This is a genomic window from Paenarthrobacter sp. NPDC089714 (genome assembly GCF_044748905.1).
Classification (GTDB): domain Bacteria; phylum Actinomycetota; class Actinomycetes; order Actinomycetales; family Micrococcaceae; genus Arthrobacter.
The window spans coordinates 1-16621 of sequence record NZ_JBIVGX010000002.1 but is presented as its reverse complement, the minus strand read 5'-3'; the positions used below and the strand labels follow the sequence as shown (position 1 = coordinate 16621).

At 63.7% G+C, this 16621-nt stretch carries 16 protein-coding genes and 1 pseudogene; 7 read left to right on the top strand and 10 right to left on the bottom strand.

The features are described from left to right. Positions 1–155 precede the first annotated feature (155 nt). From sdhC to ACIPY3_RS04630, 5 genes are all read left to right on the top strand, one after another. Entirely contained in the window at positions 156–536 is a 381-nt protein-coding gene (gene sdhC / locus ACIPY3_RS04650; RefSeq protein ID WP_011773978.1) for a succinate dehydrogenase, cytochrome b556 subunit, read from the top strand. Between the two features lie 3 nt (positions 537–539). Continuing rightward, on the top strand, positions 540–1001 hold the full coding sequence (locus ACIPY3_RS04645) for a succinate dehydrogenase hydrophobic membrane anchor subunit (RefSeq protein ID WP_387433251.1): 462 nt from the start codon (positions 540–542) through the stop codon (positions 999–1001). A 94-nt stretch (positions 1002–1095) separates the two neighbouring features. Next, positions 1096–2895 carry a succinate dehydrogenase flavoprotein subunit gene (gene sdhA, locus ACIPY3_RS04640; protein ID WP_400330700.1) on the top strand — a complete coding sequence of 600 codons (1800 nt, stop codon included), beginning with the start codon at positions 1096–1098 and terminating at the stop codon, positions 2893–2895. After that, positions 2895–3677, top strand: a complete 783-nt coding sequence (locus ACIPY3_RS04635) for a succinate dehydrogenase iron-sulfur subunit (RefSeq protein ID WP_400330697.1) — start codon at positions 2895–2897, stop codon at positions 3675–3677. The genes sdhA and ACIPY3_RS04635 overlap by 1 nt, the downstream gene beginning before the upstream one ends. Positions 3678–3802: 125 nt before the next feature. After that, on the top strand, positions 3803–4579 hold the full coding sequence (locus ACIPY3_RS04630) for an alpha/beta hydrolase family protein (protein ID WP_400330694.1): 777 nt from the start codon (positions 3803–3805) through the stop codon (positions 4577–4579). Positions 4580–4650: 71 nt separating this feature from the next. On the opposite strand, the gene ACIPY3_RS04625 is transcribed toward ACIPY3_RS04630, so the two are convergent. After that, a complete protein-coding gene (locus tag ACIPY3_RS04625; protein WP_400330691.1) occupies positions 4651–5952 on the bottom strand; it encodes an ABC transporter substrate-binding protein in 1302 nt (433 codons plus the stop codon). A gap of 113 nt (positions 5953–6065) precedes the next feature. Here ACIPY3_RS04625 and ACIPY3_RS04620 point away from each other — a divergent pair. Together ACIPY3_RS04620 and ACIPY3_RS04615 are read left to right on the top strand one after the other, a co-directional pair. Then, positions 6066–6875, top strand: a pseudogene (locus ACIPY3_RS04620) (glycoside hydrolase family 43 protein); the annotation flags it as partial. A 69-nt stretch (positions 6876–6944) separates the two neighbouring features. Further along, positions 6945–9212 carry a hypothetical protein gene (locus tag ACIPY3_RS04615; RefSeq protein WP_400331621.1) on the top strand — a complete coding sequence of 756 codons (2268 nt, stop codon included), beginning with the start codon at positions 6945–6947 and terminating at the stop codon, positions 9210–9212. Positions 9213–9232: 20 nt separating this feature from the next. Here the strand turns inward: ACIPY3_RS04615 and ACIPY3_RS04610 are convergent, their stop codons facing one another. From ACIPY3_RS04610 to ACIPY3_RS04570, 9 genes are read right to left on the bottom strand one after another with little or no spacing between them, the layout of a single operon-like run. Further along, positions 9233–9385 (bottom strand): hypothetical protein, encoded by a 153-nt coding sequence (locus ACIPY3_RS04610; RefSeq protein ID WP_400330688.1) that lies wholly within the window; start codon positions 9383–9385, stop codon positions 9233–9235. A 19-nt stretch (positions 9386–9404) separates the two neighbouring features. Then, the gene (locus ACIPY3_RS04605) at positions 9405–10490 is read right to left on the bottom strand and encodes a YihY/virulence factor BrkB family protein (protein ID WP_400330685.1); all 1086 of its coding nucleotides are present in this window, start codon (positions 10488–10490) and stop codon (positions 9405–9407) included. After that, positions 10417–11094, bottom strand: a complete 678-nt coding sequence (locus ACIPY3_RS04600; protein ID WP_400330682.1) for a 2'-5' RNA ligase family protein — start codon at positions 11092–11094, stop codon at positions 10417–10419. The genes ACIPY3_RS04605 and ACIPY3_RS04600 overlap by 74 nt, the downstream gene beginning before the upstream one ends. Before the next feature lie 4 nt (positions 11095–11098). Next, the gene (gene trpS / locus ACIPY3_RS04595) at positions 11099–12196 is read right to left on the bottom strand and encodes a tryptophan--tRNA ligase (protein ID WP_400330679.1); all 1098 of its coding nucleotides are present in this window, start codon (positions 12194–12196) and stop codon (positions 11099–11101) included. 23 nt (positions 12197–12219) lie between these two features. Next, positions 12220–13053, bottom strand: coding sequence for an exodeoxyribonuclease III (locus tag ACIPY3_RS04590; protein WP_400330676.1), 834 nt, complete (start codon positions 13051–13053; stop codon positions 12220–12222). A gap of 10 nt (positions 13054–13063) precedes the next feature. Next, a complete protein-coding gene (locus ACIPY3_RS04585; RefSeq protein ID WP_400330673.1) occupies positions 13064–13630 on the bottom strand; it encodes a hypothetical protein in 567 nt (188 codons plus the stop codon). Positions 13631–13689: 59 nt separating this feature from the next. Beyond that, positions 13690–14523 (bottom strand): ABC transporter permease, encoded by an 834-nt coding sequence (locus ACIPY3_RS04580; protein WP_400330670.1) that lies wholly within the window; start codon positions 14521–14523, stop codon positions 13690–13692. Next, positions 14520–15374 (bottom strand): ABC transporter permease, encoded by an 855-nt coding sequence (locus tag ACIPY3_RS04575; RefSeq protein ID WP_400330667.1) that lies wholly within the window; start codon positions 15372–15374, stop codon positions 14520–14522. The genes ACIPY3_RS04580 and ACIPY3_RS04575 overlap by 4 nt, the downstream gene beginning before the upstream one ends. Further along, entirely contained in the window at positions 15367–16296 is a 930-nt protein-coding gene (locus ACIPY3_RS04570; RefSeq protein ID WP_400331618.1) for an ABC transporter ATP-binding protein, read from the bottom strand. Before ACIPY3_RS04570 ends, ACIPY3_RS04575 begins: the two co-directional genes overlap by 8 nt. Positions 16297–16621: the final 325 nt, after the last annotated feature.

The following is a 16621-nucleotide window of genomic DNA, read 5'->3' as shown; positions in this document are numbered from 1 at the left end:
AAACACAGAATTAACAAGCAGAGAAGCCGGTCCTAAATTGAATAAGCTGTAAGCGAAGCCTAGATTTAGGCGTGAGCTACGAGTGCTCTCGCAGCAGGCGTTCCCCCCGCGTGGATCCCATGCCAGCGCCGCTGTGTTGCAGGAAGGTTTATTCAGTGCCGACAAAACCAGCTGGCACCTTGTACCGCGGCCGTGAAGGCATGTGGTCCTGGGTTGGACACCGTATTACCGGTGTAGTGATCTTTTTCTTCTTGTTGGTCCATGTGCTGGACACCTCATTGGTGCGCGTGTCCCCTGAGGCCTACACCGCCGTTATCGGCGCCTACAAGAACCCCCTGATGGCCCTGGGTGAAACGGGCCTGGTCGCTGCGATAATCTTCCACGCCTTCAACGGCCTGCGCGTGATCGCCATCGACTTCTGGAAGAAGGGCGCGAAGTACCAGCGCCAACTGCTGTGGGTCGTACTTGCGCTGTGGCTGGTTACGTTCGCAGGGTTCGCCATCCGCCACCTTTCCCTCGCGCTGGGAGGCCACTAAGCCATGACCACCATCCAGTCCCCCCGTTCGGGCAAGATCGCCCCGAAGTACAACCGGACCGGCAGCAGCCGCGGCAACTTCGAAATGATCGCGTGGCTCTTCATGCGCCTCTCCGGCATCGTCCTGGTGGTGCTCATCTTCGGCCACTTGTTCGTGAACCTGCTGGTGGGCGAAGGCATCCACGCGATCGACTTCGGCTTCGTGGCAGGCAAGTGGGCAGATCCCTTCTGGCAGTTCTGGGACCTCGCCATGCTCTGGCTGGCCATGCTCCACGGCACCAACGGCGTCCGCACCATCATCAACGACTACGCGGAAAAGGATTCCACCCGCTTCTGGCTCAAGGTGGTCCTGTACGCAGCTACTGCGGTGATCGTCATTCTCGGCACCCTGGTGATCTTCACCTTCAACCCGTGCCCCGTCGTCGACGGCGTTCAGCTGCCTGGCGGTTTCTGCCCGGCGCCGTAGCGGCTCCTCCGGTGGGCCTGTTCCGTGGGCCGCACCTGACTTAGCGGAGCAGGCTCCGCCGACCATCTGAATTTTGAAAGAGAGAGCATCTGGTATGCAGGTCCATAAGTACGACGTCGTCATTGTCGGTGCAGGTGGCGCCGGCATGCGCGCCGCGATCGAGTCCGGTCAGCGCGCACGCACAGCGGTACTGACCAAGCTCTACCCCACCCGTTCGCACACCGGTGCGGCCCAGGGTGGCATGTGTGCAGCACTGGCCAACGTCGAAGAAGACAACTGGGAATGGCACACCTTTGACACCATCAAGGGTGGCGACTACCTGGTTGACCAGGACGCAGCCGAGGTCATGGCGAAGGAAGCCATCGACGCCGTGCTGGACCTGGAAAAGATGGGTCTGCCGTTCAACCGCACGCCCGAAGGCCGGATCGACCAGCGCCGTTTCGGTGGCCACACCCGCGACCACGGCAAGGCCCCCGTCCGCCGTGCGTGCTACGCCGCCGACCGTACCGGCCACATGATCCTGCAGACGCTGTACCAAAACTGCGTCAAGCACAACGTTGAGTTCTACAACGAGTACTACGTCCTTGACCTGCTGATCGTCGAAGAAGACGCAGTACGCGAAGACGGTACTCCGTACAAGCAGAAGCGCGTTGCCGGCGTGGTCTCCTACGACCTCGCATCCGGTGAGCTGCACGTCTTCCAGGCCAAGTCCGTGGTGTTCGCCTCCGGCGGCGCCGGCAAGGTCTTCAAGACCACCTCCAATGCCCACACCCTCACCGGTGACGGCATGGGCATCGCCTTCCGCCGCGGTATTCCGCTGGAGGACATGGAGTTCTTCCAGTTCCACCCGACCGGCCTCGCCGGCCTGGGCATCCTCCTCACCGAGGGTGCACGTGGTGAAGGTGCCATCCTGCGTAACTCCGAGGGTGAGCGTTTCATGGAGCGCTACGCCCCCACCATCAAGGACCTCGCACCCCGTGACATCGTGGCCCGCGCCATGGCCAACGAGGTCCGCGAAGGCCGCGGCTGTGGCCCGAACAAGGACTACGTGCTCCTTGACCTGACCCACCTGGAGCCGGAGCACATCGAAGCCAAGCTTCCGGACATTACCGAGTTCGCCCGCACCTACCTGGGTGTGGAACCGTTCACGGATCCGGTTCCCGTGTTCCCCACGGCGCACTACGCCATGGGCGGCATCCCCACCAACATCGCAACCGAGGTCCTCCAGGACAACGACACTGTGGTTCCGGGCCTCTTCGCCGCCGGTGAAGTTGCCTGCGTTTCCGTCCATGGATCCAACCGCCTTGGCACCAACTCACTGCTGGACATCAACGTCTTCGGCAAGCGTGCCGGCGTTGCCGCAGCCGAGTACTCCAAGACTGCCGACTACGTCGAGCTTCCCGAGGATCCGGAGGCCATGACCCGTGGCATCCTGTCCGGCCTGCTCAACGGCACCGGCACCGAACGCGTGGCCCAGATCCGCAAGGAACTGCAGGACACCATGGATGCCAACATGCAGGTGTTCCGCACCAAGGAGTCGCTGCAGCAGGTCCTCAGCGACATCGCTTCTTTCGAGGAGCGCTACAAGAACGTCACTGTCCAGGACAAGGGCAAGCGCTTCAACCTGGACCTCCTGGAAGCAGTGGAGCTGGGCTTCCTGCTGGACATGGCCAAGGTCATGACCGTCGGTGCACTGCACCGTGAAGAGTCCCGTGGTGGCCACTACCGCGAGGACTTCCCGGACCGCGACGACGAAAAGTTCATGAAGCACTCCATGGCTTACCTGGACAATTCCGTCACAGCCGCCTCGTCGGCGGAATCCGTTGCGGGCATCCGTCTGGAGACGAAGCCCGTGATCTTCACCCGTTACGAGCCGATGGAGCGTAAGTACTAATGACGACCGAAATGGCAGAACCCGCTTCCAAGATCGAGCTTCCTGCGGGCGTTGGCGGCGGCGGGGAAATCCCCACGTTCCACATCACCCTGCGCGTGCGCCGGTACGATCCCGAGATCTCCGACGAAGCCCGCTGGGACGACTACAAGCTGACCATGTACGGCACGGACCGTGTGTTGGATGCATTGCACAAGGTCAAGTGGGAGATTGACGGCACGGTTTCGTTCCGCCGCTCCTGCGCCCACGGCGTGTGCGGCTCCGATGCCATGCGCATCAATGGCCGCAACCGCCTCGCCTGCAAGACGCTGCTCAAGGACCTGGACACCACCAAGCCCATCACCGTTGAGCCCATCAAGGGCCTCCCGGTGGAGAAGGACTTGATCGTGGACATGGAACCCTTCTTCCAGTCCTTCCGCGAAGTGATGCCGTTCCTGATCAACAAGGGCCACGAGCCCACCAAGGAACGCCTGCAGTCCGTCGAGGACCGTGAGCGCTTTGACGACACCACCAAGTGCATCCTGTGCGCTGCCTGCACCTCGTCCTGCCCGGTCTTCTGGACCGACGGCCAGTACTTCGGCCCGGCAGCCATCGTCAACGCCCACCGCTTCATCTTCGACTCCCGTGATGACGCCGGCGACATCCGCCTGGAAATCCTCAACGACAAGGAAGGCGTGTGGCGTTGCCGCACCACCTTCAACTGCTCCGAGGCCTGCCCGCGTGGCATCCAGGTCACCAAGGCCATCGCCGAGGTCAAGCAGGCTATCCTGTCGCGCAAGATCTAGTCAGCCGTTCCCCAAGGACAGCACGACGACGGCGCCGCTCACCACTTTTGGTGGGCGGCGCCGTCGGGCTTTAATCATCAGCGGAGACGCTCCGAACCGGGCGTCCGAACAACAAGGAGACCAGCGTGTCACGCTCTGAGAAGATCAGCTTCACGGGAAGCACCGGCGATGCCTTGGCGGGAATCGTCGATGTGCCCGAAGGTCCCGTCCGGGGCTGGGGCGTGTACTCGCATGGCCTGACCCTGGGCAAGGACAGCCCGGCGGCTTCGCGCATCTGCAAGGGACTGGCCGAGCAGGGCGTCGGCATGCTGCGCTTCGACAACCTGGGGCTGGGCGGGTCAGAGGGCGAATGGTCTGCGGGGTCCTTCAGCGTCAAGGTCGCCGACACGATCCTTGCCGCAGCGTTCATGAAAGAGCAAGGCCGCGCGATTTCGCTGCTGGTGGGCCACTCCTTCGGTGGCGCCGCCGTCCTGGCGGCCACCCGGGACATTCCCGGACTCAATGCCGTGGTGACCGTTGGCGCGCCGTTCGAACCCAAGCACGTGGAGCACATGTTCGACGCCGAAATCGATGCGATCCTGCGGGATGGGAGCGCCGTGGTGGACCTGGGCGGCCGGCCCATGGAGATCCGCCGGCATTTCGTCGAAGACGTGGAGCGGGCCGACCTGCGCGACTGCATCCGGACCCTCCACAAGCCGCTGATGGTGATGCACTCCCCCACGGACAATACAGTGGGAATCGACAATGCCAGCGAAATCTTCCGCACCGCGCGGCATCCCCGGAGCTTCATTTCGCTCGAAGGCAGCGAACACCTGCTCACAGGTAAGGGGCAGGCGGCGCGCGTGGCACGGATTATTGGTGCGTGGGCTGACCCGTACCTGGAGGTCCGCGACGCCGGCTGACTCCCAACTGGGTCGCAGTTAAGCGCGTTCTGGGCGCCCAAAACGCGCTTAACTGCGACTTAGTTGGGTGGCTACTTGCCGATGGCGGCTTTGCTCTCGCTGATCCATTGCTCGGCCGCCTTGTCCGGGCTCAGCCGCTTGAACAGCACCTCGGTGTTGATGCGCGCCGTGATTTCGGAGACCGCCGTGGAACCCGTGGGGCCGATATAGGTGGGCGCGAAGTCCATCTTGCCGATCTGGTCGATGTAGGCCGCCTCAACCTTGCCCTGCGGAGTCAGCAGGTCCTGGATGGCCGTGCGCATGCCGGAGTTGCTGGGCACGCCCCGGTCGCTCTGGATGATCTTGGCTGCCTGCTCATTGTTCACCAGGAAGCTCACCAGCTTGGCAGCAGCATCCGCGTGCTTGCTGCGGGCGGAGATGGTGTAGAACTGCGAGGACTGGAGCCAGATACCCGGCGTGGGCGTCTCCCCCGGCAGTTTGAGGAGCTTGAGTTCGGCACCGGATGCCTTGCTGAGCGCCGAGAGCGAGTTGCTCCACGTGAGCATCATGCCGGCCTTGCCCATGCCCATGAGCGTCTGCTCCGTGCTGACATTGAGCTTCTCGACGGTCTCGGACGCACTCGGAGCGGCCCCGGATTCACTCAGCTTGAGCGAATAGTCGAAGTAGGCCTGGACCGTACCCTTGTCCAGCCCCAGCTGTCCTTCCTGGGTGTAGAGGGACTGTCCTCGCTGGCGGGCGAAGGCATCGAGTGAGTCGTGGGTCAGGACGGTTGCGGTGCCGTAGGTTCCCTTGGGACTCTTGGACGTGATGTCACTGGCGATGCGGGCAAAGTCGTCCCAGCTCCACTTGCTGTCGTCCGGGAGGGAAACCCCGGCTGCCTGAAACACTGCCGGGTTCACGACGATCGCCAAAGCATTGGCTCCCGTTGACACGCCGTACTGCGTGCCCTTCACCTGGCCGTTCTCCAGGGCTCCCTGGTCCAGCTTGGACAGATCCAGGGAACCATTGACCTTGGACAAGTCCAGGAGGGCGCCACGGTTGGCATATTCTGCGGGATACGCGCCGCCCATGGTGATGACGTCCGGGGCATCGTTGGCCGCAACCTGGGTGGCGAGCTTGTCGAAGTAACCGCCGATGTCGCCGTATTCCGGCTTGACCTTGATGTTGGGGTTGGCTGCCTCGAATTCGGCGATGGCCTTGTTGGTCAACTCTGCGCGGCCGGCGTTCCCCCACCAGGAGAACCTGATCTCCACCGGACCGCTTTCGGCCTGGGTGTTGCTGCCTGCTGAGCACCCTGTGGCCAAGCCGGCCAGGCCCAGTGCGGCAATGAATGCCAACGATTTTCGGATACTACCTAGAGATTTACGCGCCATTGGGTAAGCTTCTTTCAGACTCAGAAAACGGTTCCTGAAACGTATCAAGCGCTCTCATGTGCGTCAATAGTTCTGATCGTTAACTATTTAGGAAGCTTCCCGGAGGCCCCGTCTTGACCCTGAAACTTACCGACATCCAGATCCGCGATCCCTACGTCCTCACCCTTCCCGCAACAGGTGAATACCTGCTCTTCGGCAGCACCGACAAGAACATCTGGTCGGGTCCCGCCACAGGATTCGACTGCTACCGGAGCAGCGACCTCAATGAGTGGGAGGGGCCGATCCCAGCCTTTCGGCCAGACCCCGGTTTCTGGAGCCACGAACAGTACTGGGCACCCGAAGTACACGAATACCAGGGGCGTTTCTACCTGTTTGCCACCTTTACCGCACCGGGTCATTTCCGCGGAACCCAGATACTTTCCAGCGACGAGGCCGAAGGGCCGTACACACCGTGGAGCAACGGGCCGGTGACCCCACCCGATTGGGAATGCCTTGACGGAACACTCCATCTGGACGCCGACAGGCAGCCGTGGATGGTCTTCTGCCACGAGTGGAAGCAGATCGACGACGGCGCCATCGTCGCCCAGCGCCTCAGCCCGGACCTGCGCAGCGCTGTGGGTGAACCGACGGTCCTGTTCACGGCTTCCGAGGCTCCGTGGTCACGTCCCTTGGACAAACCGTCCCACACGGGCGCTCCAGTCCATGTCACCGACGGCCCCTTCCTCCATAGGCTGGCCAGCGGCAAACTCATCATGCTGTGGTCCAGTTTCGGAGACCACGGCTATTCCATGGGCATCGCCCGCAGCCAATCCGGCACCGTGCTGGGTCCTTGGATCCAGGAGCCTGAAGCCCTGTGGAGCAAGGACGGCGGCCACGGCATGATCGCCCGGACCCTCGACGGAAGCCTGTTCCTGACCCTGCACCAGCCCAACCAGAGTCCCAACGAACGTGCGGCCTTCTTCCCCCTGCGTGAGCTTGAGGACACCGTTGTGCTGGAGCCTGCCCGAGCCGGCATCGACCGCGAGTCGCTGGTCAGGCGCCACAACGTGACGCAGAAGGAACTGGACCCACGGAGCCCCGTCTCAGTGGGCAATGGCGAATTCGCCTTCACCATGGACCTCACTGGCCTGCAGACATTTCCCGGCTCCTACCCCGTGGGGGCCCGGGACGAGCTCCCGCCCGGAACACTGCTGGGCACCCAGGCACAATGGGGCTGGCACTCCGTCCCGCCGGAAGCTTCCTACGACTTGTCGGGGTCCACTGTCCTCTACGATTCACCCCGTGGGCCCGTGCCCTACGTGGACATGGTGGGAGAGATCGTGGATTACCGGGAAACCGGAACTTCCCGGGCAGAAACGTGGCTCCGCGCCAACGCGCACCGCCTGGACCTGGGCAGGATCGGCTTCCGGTGGGTGGAAGGCGGGAAGGAACGCGCCCTCGAACCGGCCGACATCACCGGAACCGAACAAACACTGGACCTCTGGTCCGGAATTGTGACCAGCCGCTTCACCGTGGCGGGCCACCCCGTGACGGTCACGACGGCGTGCCACCCGGACCGCGACCAGCTCGGCTTGCGCGTGGAGTCGGCTGCGTTGGGCTCGCCGGGAATGGGGCCCCGCCTGGTTGTCGGCTTGGACTTCCCGTACGGATCCGAGGCCTGGCACGACGCCGCTGATTGGAGCAGGCCGGACGCGCACACGACCACCCTGGAGCAGCCCACCCCGACACTCGCCGGGAAGACGGGCTGGGTGGTGCACCGGGAACTGGATGACTCGCGTTACGAGGTGGTCATTACCGGAAAGAGCCTCCGGATCGAACAGACGGGCCAGCATTCCCTCCGTATTGGCGCCGACGACCACGTAGAATCCGGCGCCCGGGGTTCCATTCTGGACCTGTCCATTGCCTTCCTCTCCGCGGGCGATGGCGACTGCATCCCGCGCGGCACCGCCGGAATCGGGCAGGCGGCACCGGCACCCGAGCCGACTCGGGCGGCAACCGAGGCGAGCCCCGGCACGGGGCCAGCATCCGGCGTCGTACGTTCCTTGGAACCGGCGGCAGGCAGCGACGTCGCGGCAGCGTCCGCCGCGTACTGGCCGAATTTGTGGAACTCCGGTGGCGCGATCGAACTCCACGCCACCGATGACCCTCGGGCCAAGGAATTGGAACGCCGGATTGTCCTCTCCCAGTACCTGACGGCGATCAACTGCTCCGGCTCGCTGCCGCCGCAGGAAACGGGGCTGGTGTGCAACTCGTGGCGCGGCCGCTTCCACCTGGAAATGCACTGGTGGCACGCTGCCCACTTTGCCCAATGGAACCGCCCGGAACTGCTGCTGCCCTCGTTGCGCTGGTACTCCACGGTGCTGGAGAGGTCCCGGCAAACGGCCAAGCAACAGGGCTTCGAGGGAGTGCGTTGGCCCAAGCAGGTCGGCCCGGATGGACGCGAGAGCCCCAGCACCATCGGCACCTTTTTGATCTGGCAGCAGCCGCACCCCATCTACCTCGCGGAACTGGCCTACCGCGCCAACCCCTGCCACGAGGTGCTGGAAGAATTCGCAGAGATGGTGTTCGAGTCGGCGGCGTTCATGGCCGGCTTTGCGCATCCGACGCAGCGGGGATTCGAACTCGGACCGCCGTTGGTCCCCGCACAGGAAAGTTACGGTTCCATCCGCGGCAGGGTCAGCAACCCCACGTTCGAGCTGGCCTACTGGCAGTGGGCGCTGGGCATCGCATCTGCTTGGCGTGACCGGCTGGGCTTGGAGCCCGTTGCCGCTTGGAAGGACGTAGCAGGAGGTATGGTCAAGCCGCACGTGGCGGATGGGGTGTATACCGCGATCGACGTGGAGCCTTTCACTATCCGCACCGACCACCCGTCCATGCTGTGTGCCCTGGGTTTCGTGCCCACGACCGGGTTGATCGATCCGGACACCATGCGGGCCACCCTGCACGACGTACTGGCGGACTGGGATTGGGCCAGCACCTGGGGCTGGGACTACCCGGTGATGGCCATGACGGCAGCGCGCCTGGAGGACCCGGAAGCCGCGGTGGACGCGCTGCTGCTGGACGCGGGAAAGAACACCGTGCTACCGAACGGCCACAACCGGCAAACCGATTCCCTGCCGTTGTATCTCCCCGGCAATGGTGGCTTGCTGGCGGCAGTGGCGTTGATGGCCGCCGGGTGGGACGACGGACCCGAACGCCACGCCCCCGGGTTCCCGCCGGGTTGGACCGTGGCTTGGGAGGGCCTAGTGAAGGCGCCGTAGCCGAACGCCACGCGGGGTTGCTAGGGGCGTTTGGGGCCGAGGGATGCTCCAATGAGCGCCCCGAGACCCAGGCCGACGAGAATGCCCAGAAACGGCGAGTTGAACACGAGCTGGCCGACAATGAGCCCCGCCGCAGCACCGATGAGGCAAGCGATCCACAACTGGTTGTTCATGGTGCCTCCAGGGGGCCGGTCAGGTTTGCGGGGTGGCCCGGCGGGCCCCGAGGAACCTCTTGCGGGGCGTCTCCCCCGCCCGCACGTCAGCCTCCCGAATGGCCGACCATGCTGCCGAGACGAGGTACACCTGGCTGACCAGGTTGAACCAGATGAGCAACCCGATGATGATCGCGAAGGAAGCCAGGACCGGATTGTTACCTGCGCGCGCAAGGAGTTCAGTGCTGAAGAACTGAAGGACCGTGGTCCCGACGCCGGCCAGGACAACCCCTTCCAGGAACGCCTGGCGCCCCAGCTTCAGCCCGCCGGCCAAGCGGAACAACACTGCCGCCGTCGCGCAGTTCAAGAGCAGCGGGACCACGATCTTGACGACGGCGGCGATAGGACCGGCGATCGACTCGTCCAAACGGAGTACCCCGAAGATCCAGTCCGCAGCAGTACCGAACACCAGCGAGGCACCGGCGCTGACCACCAGGATGACCCCGAGGAGCAGCAAGGTTCCGGCGTCCACGAGCTTCTGCAACACGGCGCTGCGCTGGAGGGGGTCCGCCTGCATGACCACGCGCACGCCTTCCCGGACGCTCGCGATCCAGCCCAACGAGGTGAAGACGGTGACGACGGCGGCGATGGCGGCTGTCCAGCCGAGGCCGGACGGATTCAAGAGCGTCTGTGGATCCACCAGGCCTTCCCCGCCGTTGACCTGCAGGAGGCCGGGTGCCGCGGAAGCCACGCTCCGGATCACGGCGTCTTCCAGAACCGGGTTGCCGCCCAGGACAATGCCCGCAATGGCGAAGCCGGTGGTAAGAAGGCCGGTCACTGAGAAGAACATGTTGAATCCGATGCCGGCACTTAACAGCGGCCCATGTTGGCGGGAGTAATGCTGGAACGAACGCATGGCCCGGTTGGTATTCAACTTGGCGAGGGCCAACGCAAAAAAGGCGCCCGCCCTCTTGGCCAAGCCGTCACCGGCACGCTTGCTGTGGCCCCAGTCCTGCCGCTTGTGGAGGAGTTCGAGTTTAAGCTTCGCCAGTTCAGTTGGCAGTGGAGGACTGTCCGCCTGTTGACGTGGATTCCGCCTGCTGGTCTTCGTCACTGTCGCCGCCAAAGTCGAGCTCTTCCCGTAGCTGCCAAATTCCATTGGTGTCGTGCTCGTAAAGTCCCATGCTAACCACTGGGAAGGTAGCCCGGTAATCACTGAGCACCGTTTCGGCCTCGTCAAGATTTTCCTGGGCGACATCGTGGGCCACCGTGACGTGCGGATGGTACGGGAACGGGAGCAATCGCTCCAAGGGACCGGACTGCAGTTTCTCGTGGAGCTGCACGCATTCCTCGAAGCCTTGCTCCACGTTCACGAACACCACGGGCGAGACCGGACGGAAGGAACCGGTACCGGAAATGGTGATGGTGAACGGCGGCTGGGTCTGCGCTACCGCCCGAACGTGGTCCCGGGTGGCTTCCCAGTCCTGCGTGGGCGTCGTGGTGATCAGGGTGATGTGCGCCGGGATGACCTCGGCCATGGGGTCGCCGAACGACGCCCGCCAATCCTGCAGTTCCTGTGCGATGTCCGGCGGGAATCCGAGGATCACGCCAACGCACATGGCGTCACCGGCACCGCAGCCGGTGCCGGTGACAGTGGGCTGGGGCGAATCGTCCGGACCGGCACCCGGGTGGGAGTCGGCCTGGACGTTGAGCTGACCAGCGGCGCACATGGATTTAGCGGACTCCCTGCTCTGCACCGCGGTAGGGCAGGAACCCAACCTTGGAGTAGACGTCGGCGAGGGTGGCGGCGGCAATCTCGCGGGCCTTGTCCGCGCCAACGGCCAGGAGGCGGTCCAACTCGGCGGGGTCGGCCAGGAGTTCGTTGGCGCGCTCCCGGATGGGGGCCAAGTGACCTGAGACGAGCTCGGCAAGGTCCACCTTGAGGTGGCCGTACATCTTGCCCTGGTAGTCGGCCACGATCTTCTCCACCGGGGTACCGCTGATGGCCGAGTAGATGGTCAGCAGGTTGGAAACGCCGGGCTTGTTCTCCCGGTCGTAGCGGATTTCGGTCTCGGTGTCCGTCACGGCCGACTTGATGCGCTTGGCCACGGTCTTGGGGTCGTCGAGCAGGTTGATGAGGCCCGCCGGGGATTCCGCTGACTTGGACATCTTGGCCGTGGGGTTCTGGAGATCGTAGATCTTGGCCGATTCCTTCTGGATGAAGGCCTCGGGCACCTGGAACGTCTCACCGAACCGGCTGTTGAAGCGGTTGGCGAGGTCCCGGCTAAGCTCCACGTGCTGGCGCTGGTCTTCGCCTACCGGTACGCCGTGCGGTTGGTAGAGCAGGATGTCCGCAGCCTGCAGGATGGGGTAGGTGAACAAGCCCACGCTGGCGTGGTCCGAGCCCTGCTTCTGGGCCTTGTCCTTGAACTGGGTCATGCGGCCGGCTTCGCCCATGCCGGTGATGCAGTTCAGGACCCAAGCGAGCTGCGCGTGTTCGGGAACCTGGGACTGGACGAACAGTGTGCACTTCTCCACGTCAACCCCACCGGCAATGTATTGCGCTGCGGTGACACGGGTGCGGCGTGCGAGTTCGGCCGGGTCCTGCGGGACCGTGATGGCGTGCAGGTCCGGGATGAAGAAGACGGCATCGTACTCGTCCTGCATGCGGACCCAGTTGACCAGGGCACCAAGGTAGTTGCCCAGATGCAGGGAGTCGGCCGAAGGCTGCATGCCGGAGAGCACGCGGTGCTTGGCCCCGGCAGCAAGCTTGGTGGAGGTCACGGGGTTGGCGGCGGGAAGAACGGCTGCGTCAGTTTCAGCTGTAGTCATGGGGTAGATACTTTCGTCAAGCTTTAGAGCCGGTAGTCAACAACCACCGGTGCATGGTCGGAGAAGCGGGTGTCCCACGAAGGCGCCCGGTCCACTACTGCCGAGAAAGCCGCGGCAGCGAGTGCGGGAGTAGCCAGGTGGTAGTCGATGCGCCAGCCAGTGTCAGTGTCAAAGGCTTTGCCGCGCTGGGACCACCAGGTGTAGGGGCCGGCGACATTTCCTGCCAGGCCCCTGTGGACATCCCTCCATCCGATCTCTTCGCCGAAGAAGCGGTCGAAGTAGGCACGCTCCTCCGGGAGGAAGCCGGCACGCTTGACGTTGCCCTTCCAGTTCTTGATGTCGAGTTCGGTGTGACCCACGTTGAGGTCGCCCACCACCAGTGCGTGATCGCTGTGCTTGGCCAGTTCAGGCAAGCGGGTGGTCATGGCGTCCAGGAAACGGTACTTGTCATCCTGCTTGGGCGTTCCAGCCTCGCCGGAGTGCACATAGGCGCTGACGGCGGTCAGTGTGGTTGCCTCACCTGAGGAGTTCCGCAGGGCGAAGTCGGCTTCGACCCAGCGTCCGGAAGTATCGAAGTATTCGTCTCCGTTGCCGACCCGCGTGGCGGTGGGCTCCTGGCGTGAAGCGATGGCTACGCCGGCACGGCCCTTGGCTTCCGCCTCGGAGTGGAGGATGTGCCAGCCCTCACCGATCAGCGAGTTGACGATCTCGTCAGGTGCACGGACTTCCTGAAGGCAGAGGATGTCGACTTCGCGCGGCTCCAGCCATTCCGCCATGCCCTTCTTGTAGGCAGCCCTCAGGCCGTTGACGTTGACCGATGCGATGCGAAGGAAATCCTTCTTCAATGCCGTACTCACCCGCTCTACTCTAGTCGATGATGGTTCCGGCCACGGGCTCGTCGGAGTCACCCGAGGACTTGATCATGTCCCGTGCGTTGGTGGACGTGATGGCGATGGTTTCGAGGGCACGGTTGATGGTGTCCTGGTTGGCATCGGCACCCTTGGCGCGCTCGTCTTCCACCACCCGGACCTGGACCTGGACGATCTTGAAGGAGTGGTCCAGTTTGAGGTCCCGAACCTCGTCCGCCTGGCTGCGTTCGGCCACCACCCGGGTGCCGCCATGGTCCGCGGAGGACGACGACGGCGCGCGGCCGGTTGCCGCGGCAAAGGCATTTTGCGCTTCGGTCAGCTTGGCCCCGGCCCGCTTTGCGGCCCGCTGGATGCTCAAGACGACGAACGCTGCGAGCGCGAGCCAGCCGAAGGAGACAACAGCAACGACCCAGCCCACGACGTCGTTCTGGTTGGCCGCGAAGATCACGGCGACCAGGAAGGCGATGATGACGACAGTCATCCCCAGGCCGCCGATGCGGAAGCCCTTGAGGGGGCCGCGGGCGGAAGTGGACGTGGAAGGGTGCGGGTCACCGAGAGATTGCATGGATCCATTGTCTCAAACGCCCGCAGGTGCCCGGACCGGCTTCCACGCACGGCGAACAGTCACTTGAGGAACAGCCGGCGCAGCCTTCCCGTGGTCAACATGATGCCCAGCACGATCATCACCAGGTAGTAGCCCACGTGGATGGCCGTGGCAGGGGTAAAGACGCCAACGCTGATTTGCCGCAGCAACTCCACGCCATGCCACAACGGCATTGCCTGGATGAACCACTGGATGGGCTGCGGGTAAACACTGAGCGGGTAGAACGTGGCACTGAACAGGAACATGGGCAACAGGAAGAAGTTGATCCAGTCCATTTGCTGGAACGTCTTCATGAAGCTGGTGATGCCCATGCCGAAGCTCGCAAAACCGAAGGCGATGAGTACCGAGGCCGGAATCACCAGGATGGCCCACCATGTGGTCAGCAAACCCATGACACCCATGACTGCCGTGAATCCGGTGGCATACAGCAGGCCCCTGAGCAAGGCCAGGAAGATCTCACCGATGGCAACGTCCAGTGGCCCCAGGGACGTGTACAGCATGCCCTGGTAGAGCTTGGCGAAGTTCATCTTGAAGAAGACGTTCCACGTGGAGTCGTAGATGGCGCCGTTCATGGCCGAGACCGCAAGGAGTGCCGGCGCGATATACGCTGCATAGCTGATCTCCTCGCCGCCGGGGCCTTGGACCGTGCCCACGATGGAGCCCATTCCCACGCCCATGGCCAGCAGGAACAACACCGGCTCGAAGAAGCCGGACAACAGCACCAGCCATGTGCTGGACTTCGCCGCCATCAGTCCCCGGGCTACTACGGCCTTGGCGTTGCGGGAGTACAGGGGGCCGAACTTCCGTTCGCGGGCCACGTCGGTGGCGCTGTGGCCGCCGGTCAGGACACTCATGAGCCCATCCTTTTCACGAACTGCCGGCGGACCAGCACAAATCCTACGGCCGCGGTGGCCAGGAGGTACAGCACGTGCGTGAGCGTCAGCAACGGATTCTCGTCCATGCCGTACGTGAACACCCTGCCCAATTCCGTCCCATGCCAAACCGGGGAGATCCAGCCGATCCACCGGACGGCCAGCGGCAGCGTGTCCAGGGGAAAGAACGTGCCGGAGAAGAGGAACAGCGGCATCACGATGAAGCGCTGCACCAAGGCGAACTGTCCCTTGTCCTGCGTGATGCTCGAGGCATAGGCCATGAGTGGCAAGCCAAAGGACAGTGCCGCCACCGTCGCCACGATCGCCGAGACCCAACCCCACGGACCGGGCGAGGCACCGAACAGGGCCACCACGGCGAAATACACCACCGATTGCAGCAGGAACCTCAGACTGCTGGCCATGATGTGGCCCGTGGCGATCTGCTGCGGGATCAGTGGCGAGGCGTGCGGACCGTAGAACACCCGCCGCCACTTGAAGCCGTCCGTGATCGGGTAGGAAAACTCCCCCGAGGCCGTCATCACCGCGGCCGACACGAGCAGCGCTGGAGCCACGAATTCCAGGTAGCTGACCCCGCCGAAGACCGATTCGCTGTTGGCATCCACCAGGCTGGCCAGGCCAACCCCCATGGCGAACAGGTACGCCACCGGCTGCCCCACGCTGTAAAGGACCACGGACCAGCCGTAGTTGCGCATGACGCGGAGCACTTGCTCGGCGTAGAAGAACGAACCCCATCTCCTTGCCCTCGCGGCCGAGACGGCAGGTGAGTGGGCGCGCAACGGTCGCGCCGCCGTCGTGAGCTCATCCTCAGTCAACGAGGCTCCTGCCCGTGAGCCGCAGGAACACGTCCTCCAGGGAGGACCGGCGCACCAGCGAGGTCAAGGGCCGCAGGCCGCGGGCGGAGACCTGCTCCAGAGCGGCTTCGCCATCGTCGGCGTAGATGAGCACACGGTCGGGCAGCGTTTCGAGCCGCTCGCCGATCCCTTCAAGCTCGACGCCGATGGTCGCGTTCCGCTCGGAGCCGAACCTCAGCTCCAGTACTTCGCGGGAGGAATGCTCGCGGATCAGGTTGGCCGGCGAACCCTCCGCCATGATCCGGCCCTTGTCCACCACGATCAGCCGGTCGCACAATTGCTCGGCTTCGTCCATGTAGTGGGTTGTGAGGATGAGGGTGACACCGCTTTCCTTGAGCCGGAACAAGCGGTCCCAGAGGATGTGGCGGGCCTGCGGATCCAAGCCGGTGGTGGGTTCATCCAGCAGCAGGATGCGGGGTTCGTTAATGAGCGAGCGGGCAATGGTGAGGCGGCGCTTCATGCCGCCGGACAGGGCATCCACTTTGGAGTTCGCCTTGTCCGTGAGCTGCGCGAATTCCAGGAGCTCGTCGGCTTTGGGCTTGAGGTAGCTCAGCGGCAACCCGAAGTACCGGCCGTAAACGATCAGGTTTTCGCGGACCTTCAACTCTTCGTCGAGGTTGTCCTGCTGCGGAACCACGCCCAGGTGCGCCCGCACTTCCGGACCGTGGGATTCGGGATCCAGGCCCATGATGTCGAGGGTCCCGGAGGTGCGCTGGGAGACACCCCCGATCATTTTCATGGTGGTGGACTTTCCAGCGCCGTTGGGACCGAGCAGTCCGAAGGACTCCCCCGCCGGGACCTCGAAGGAGATGTTATCCACGGCGGTGAGCTCACCATAGGTCTTGGTGAGGTTGTGCGCGCGGATGACGGTGGGTGGGTTCATGGCGGACGTTTCGTGCTGCGATTCCGGGAGGGCTGCAGGGCGGGTTGCTTCATTGTGCACCCTCAGCAGACTAGTAGCGCCCACCGATATGTGAAAGAGCTCTTGCAGATATTCGCCCAACTGGCTGGCAGTTGTGGTTGTTCTGAGCCCTTCGAATCATGCGGTGATCGCAACACCTGATTATTGAAGGGTGTCGATTGCCGTGGTGAAGTTCTCGAATCGTTTGGTTTCTGAGGTTGTTCAGTCGTTCTGGCAACAGGTAGCGGACGGTTCCCGCTTTGAAGAAGCGGGAGAGTTCGTCGGATGGTCCGTAACGACCGTGCGG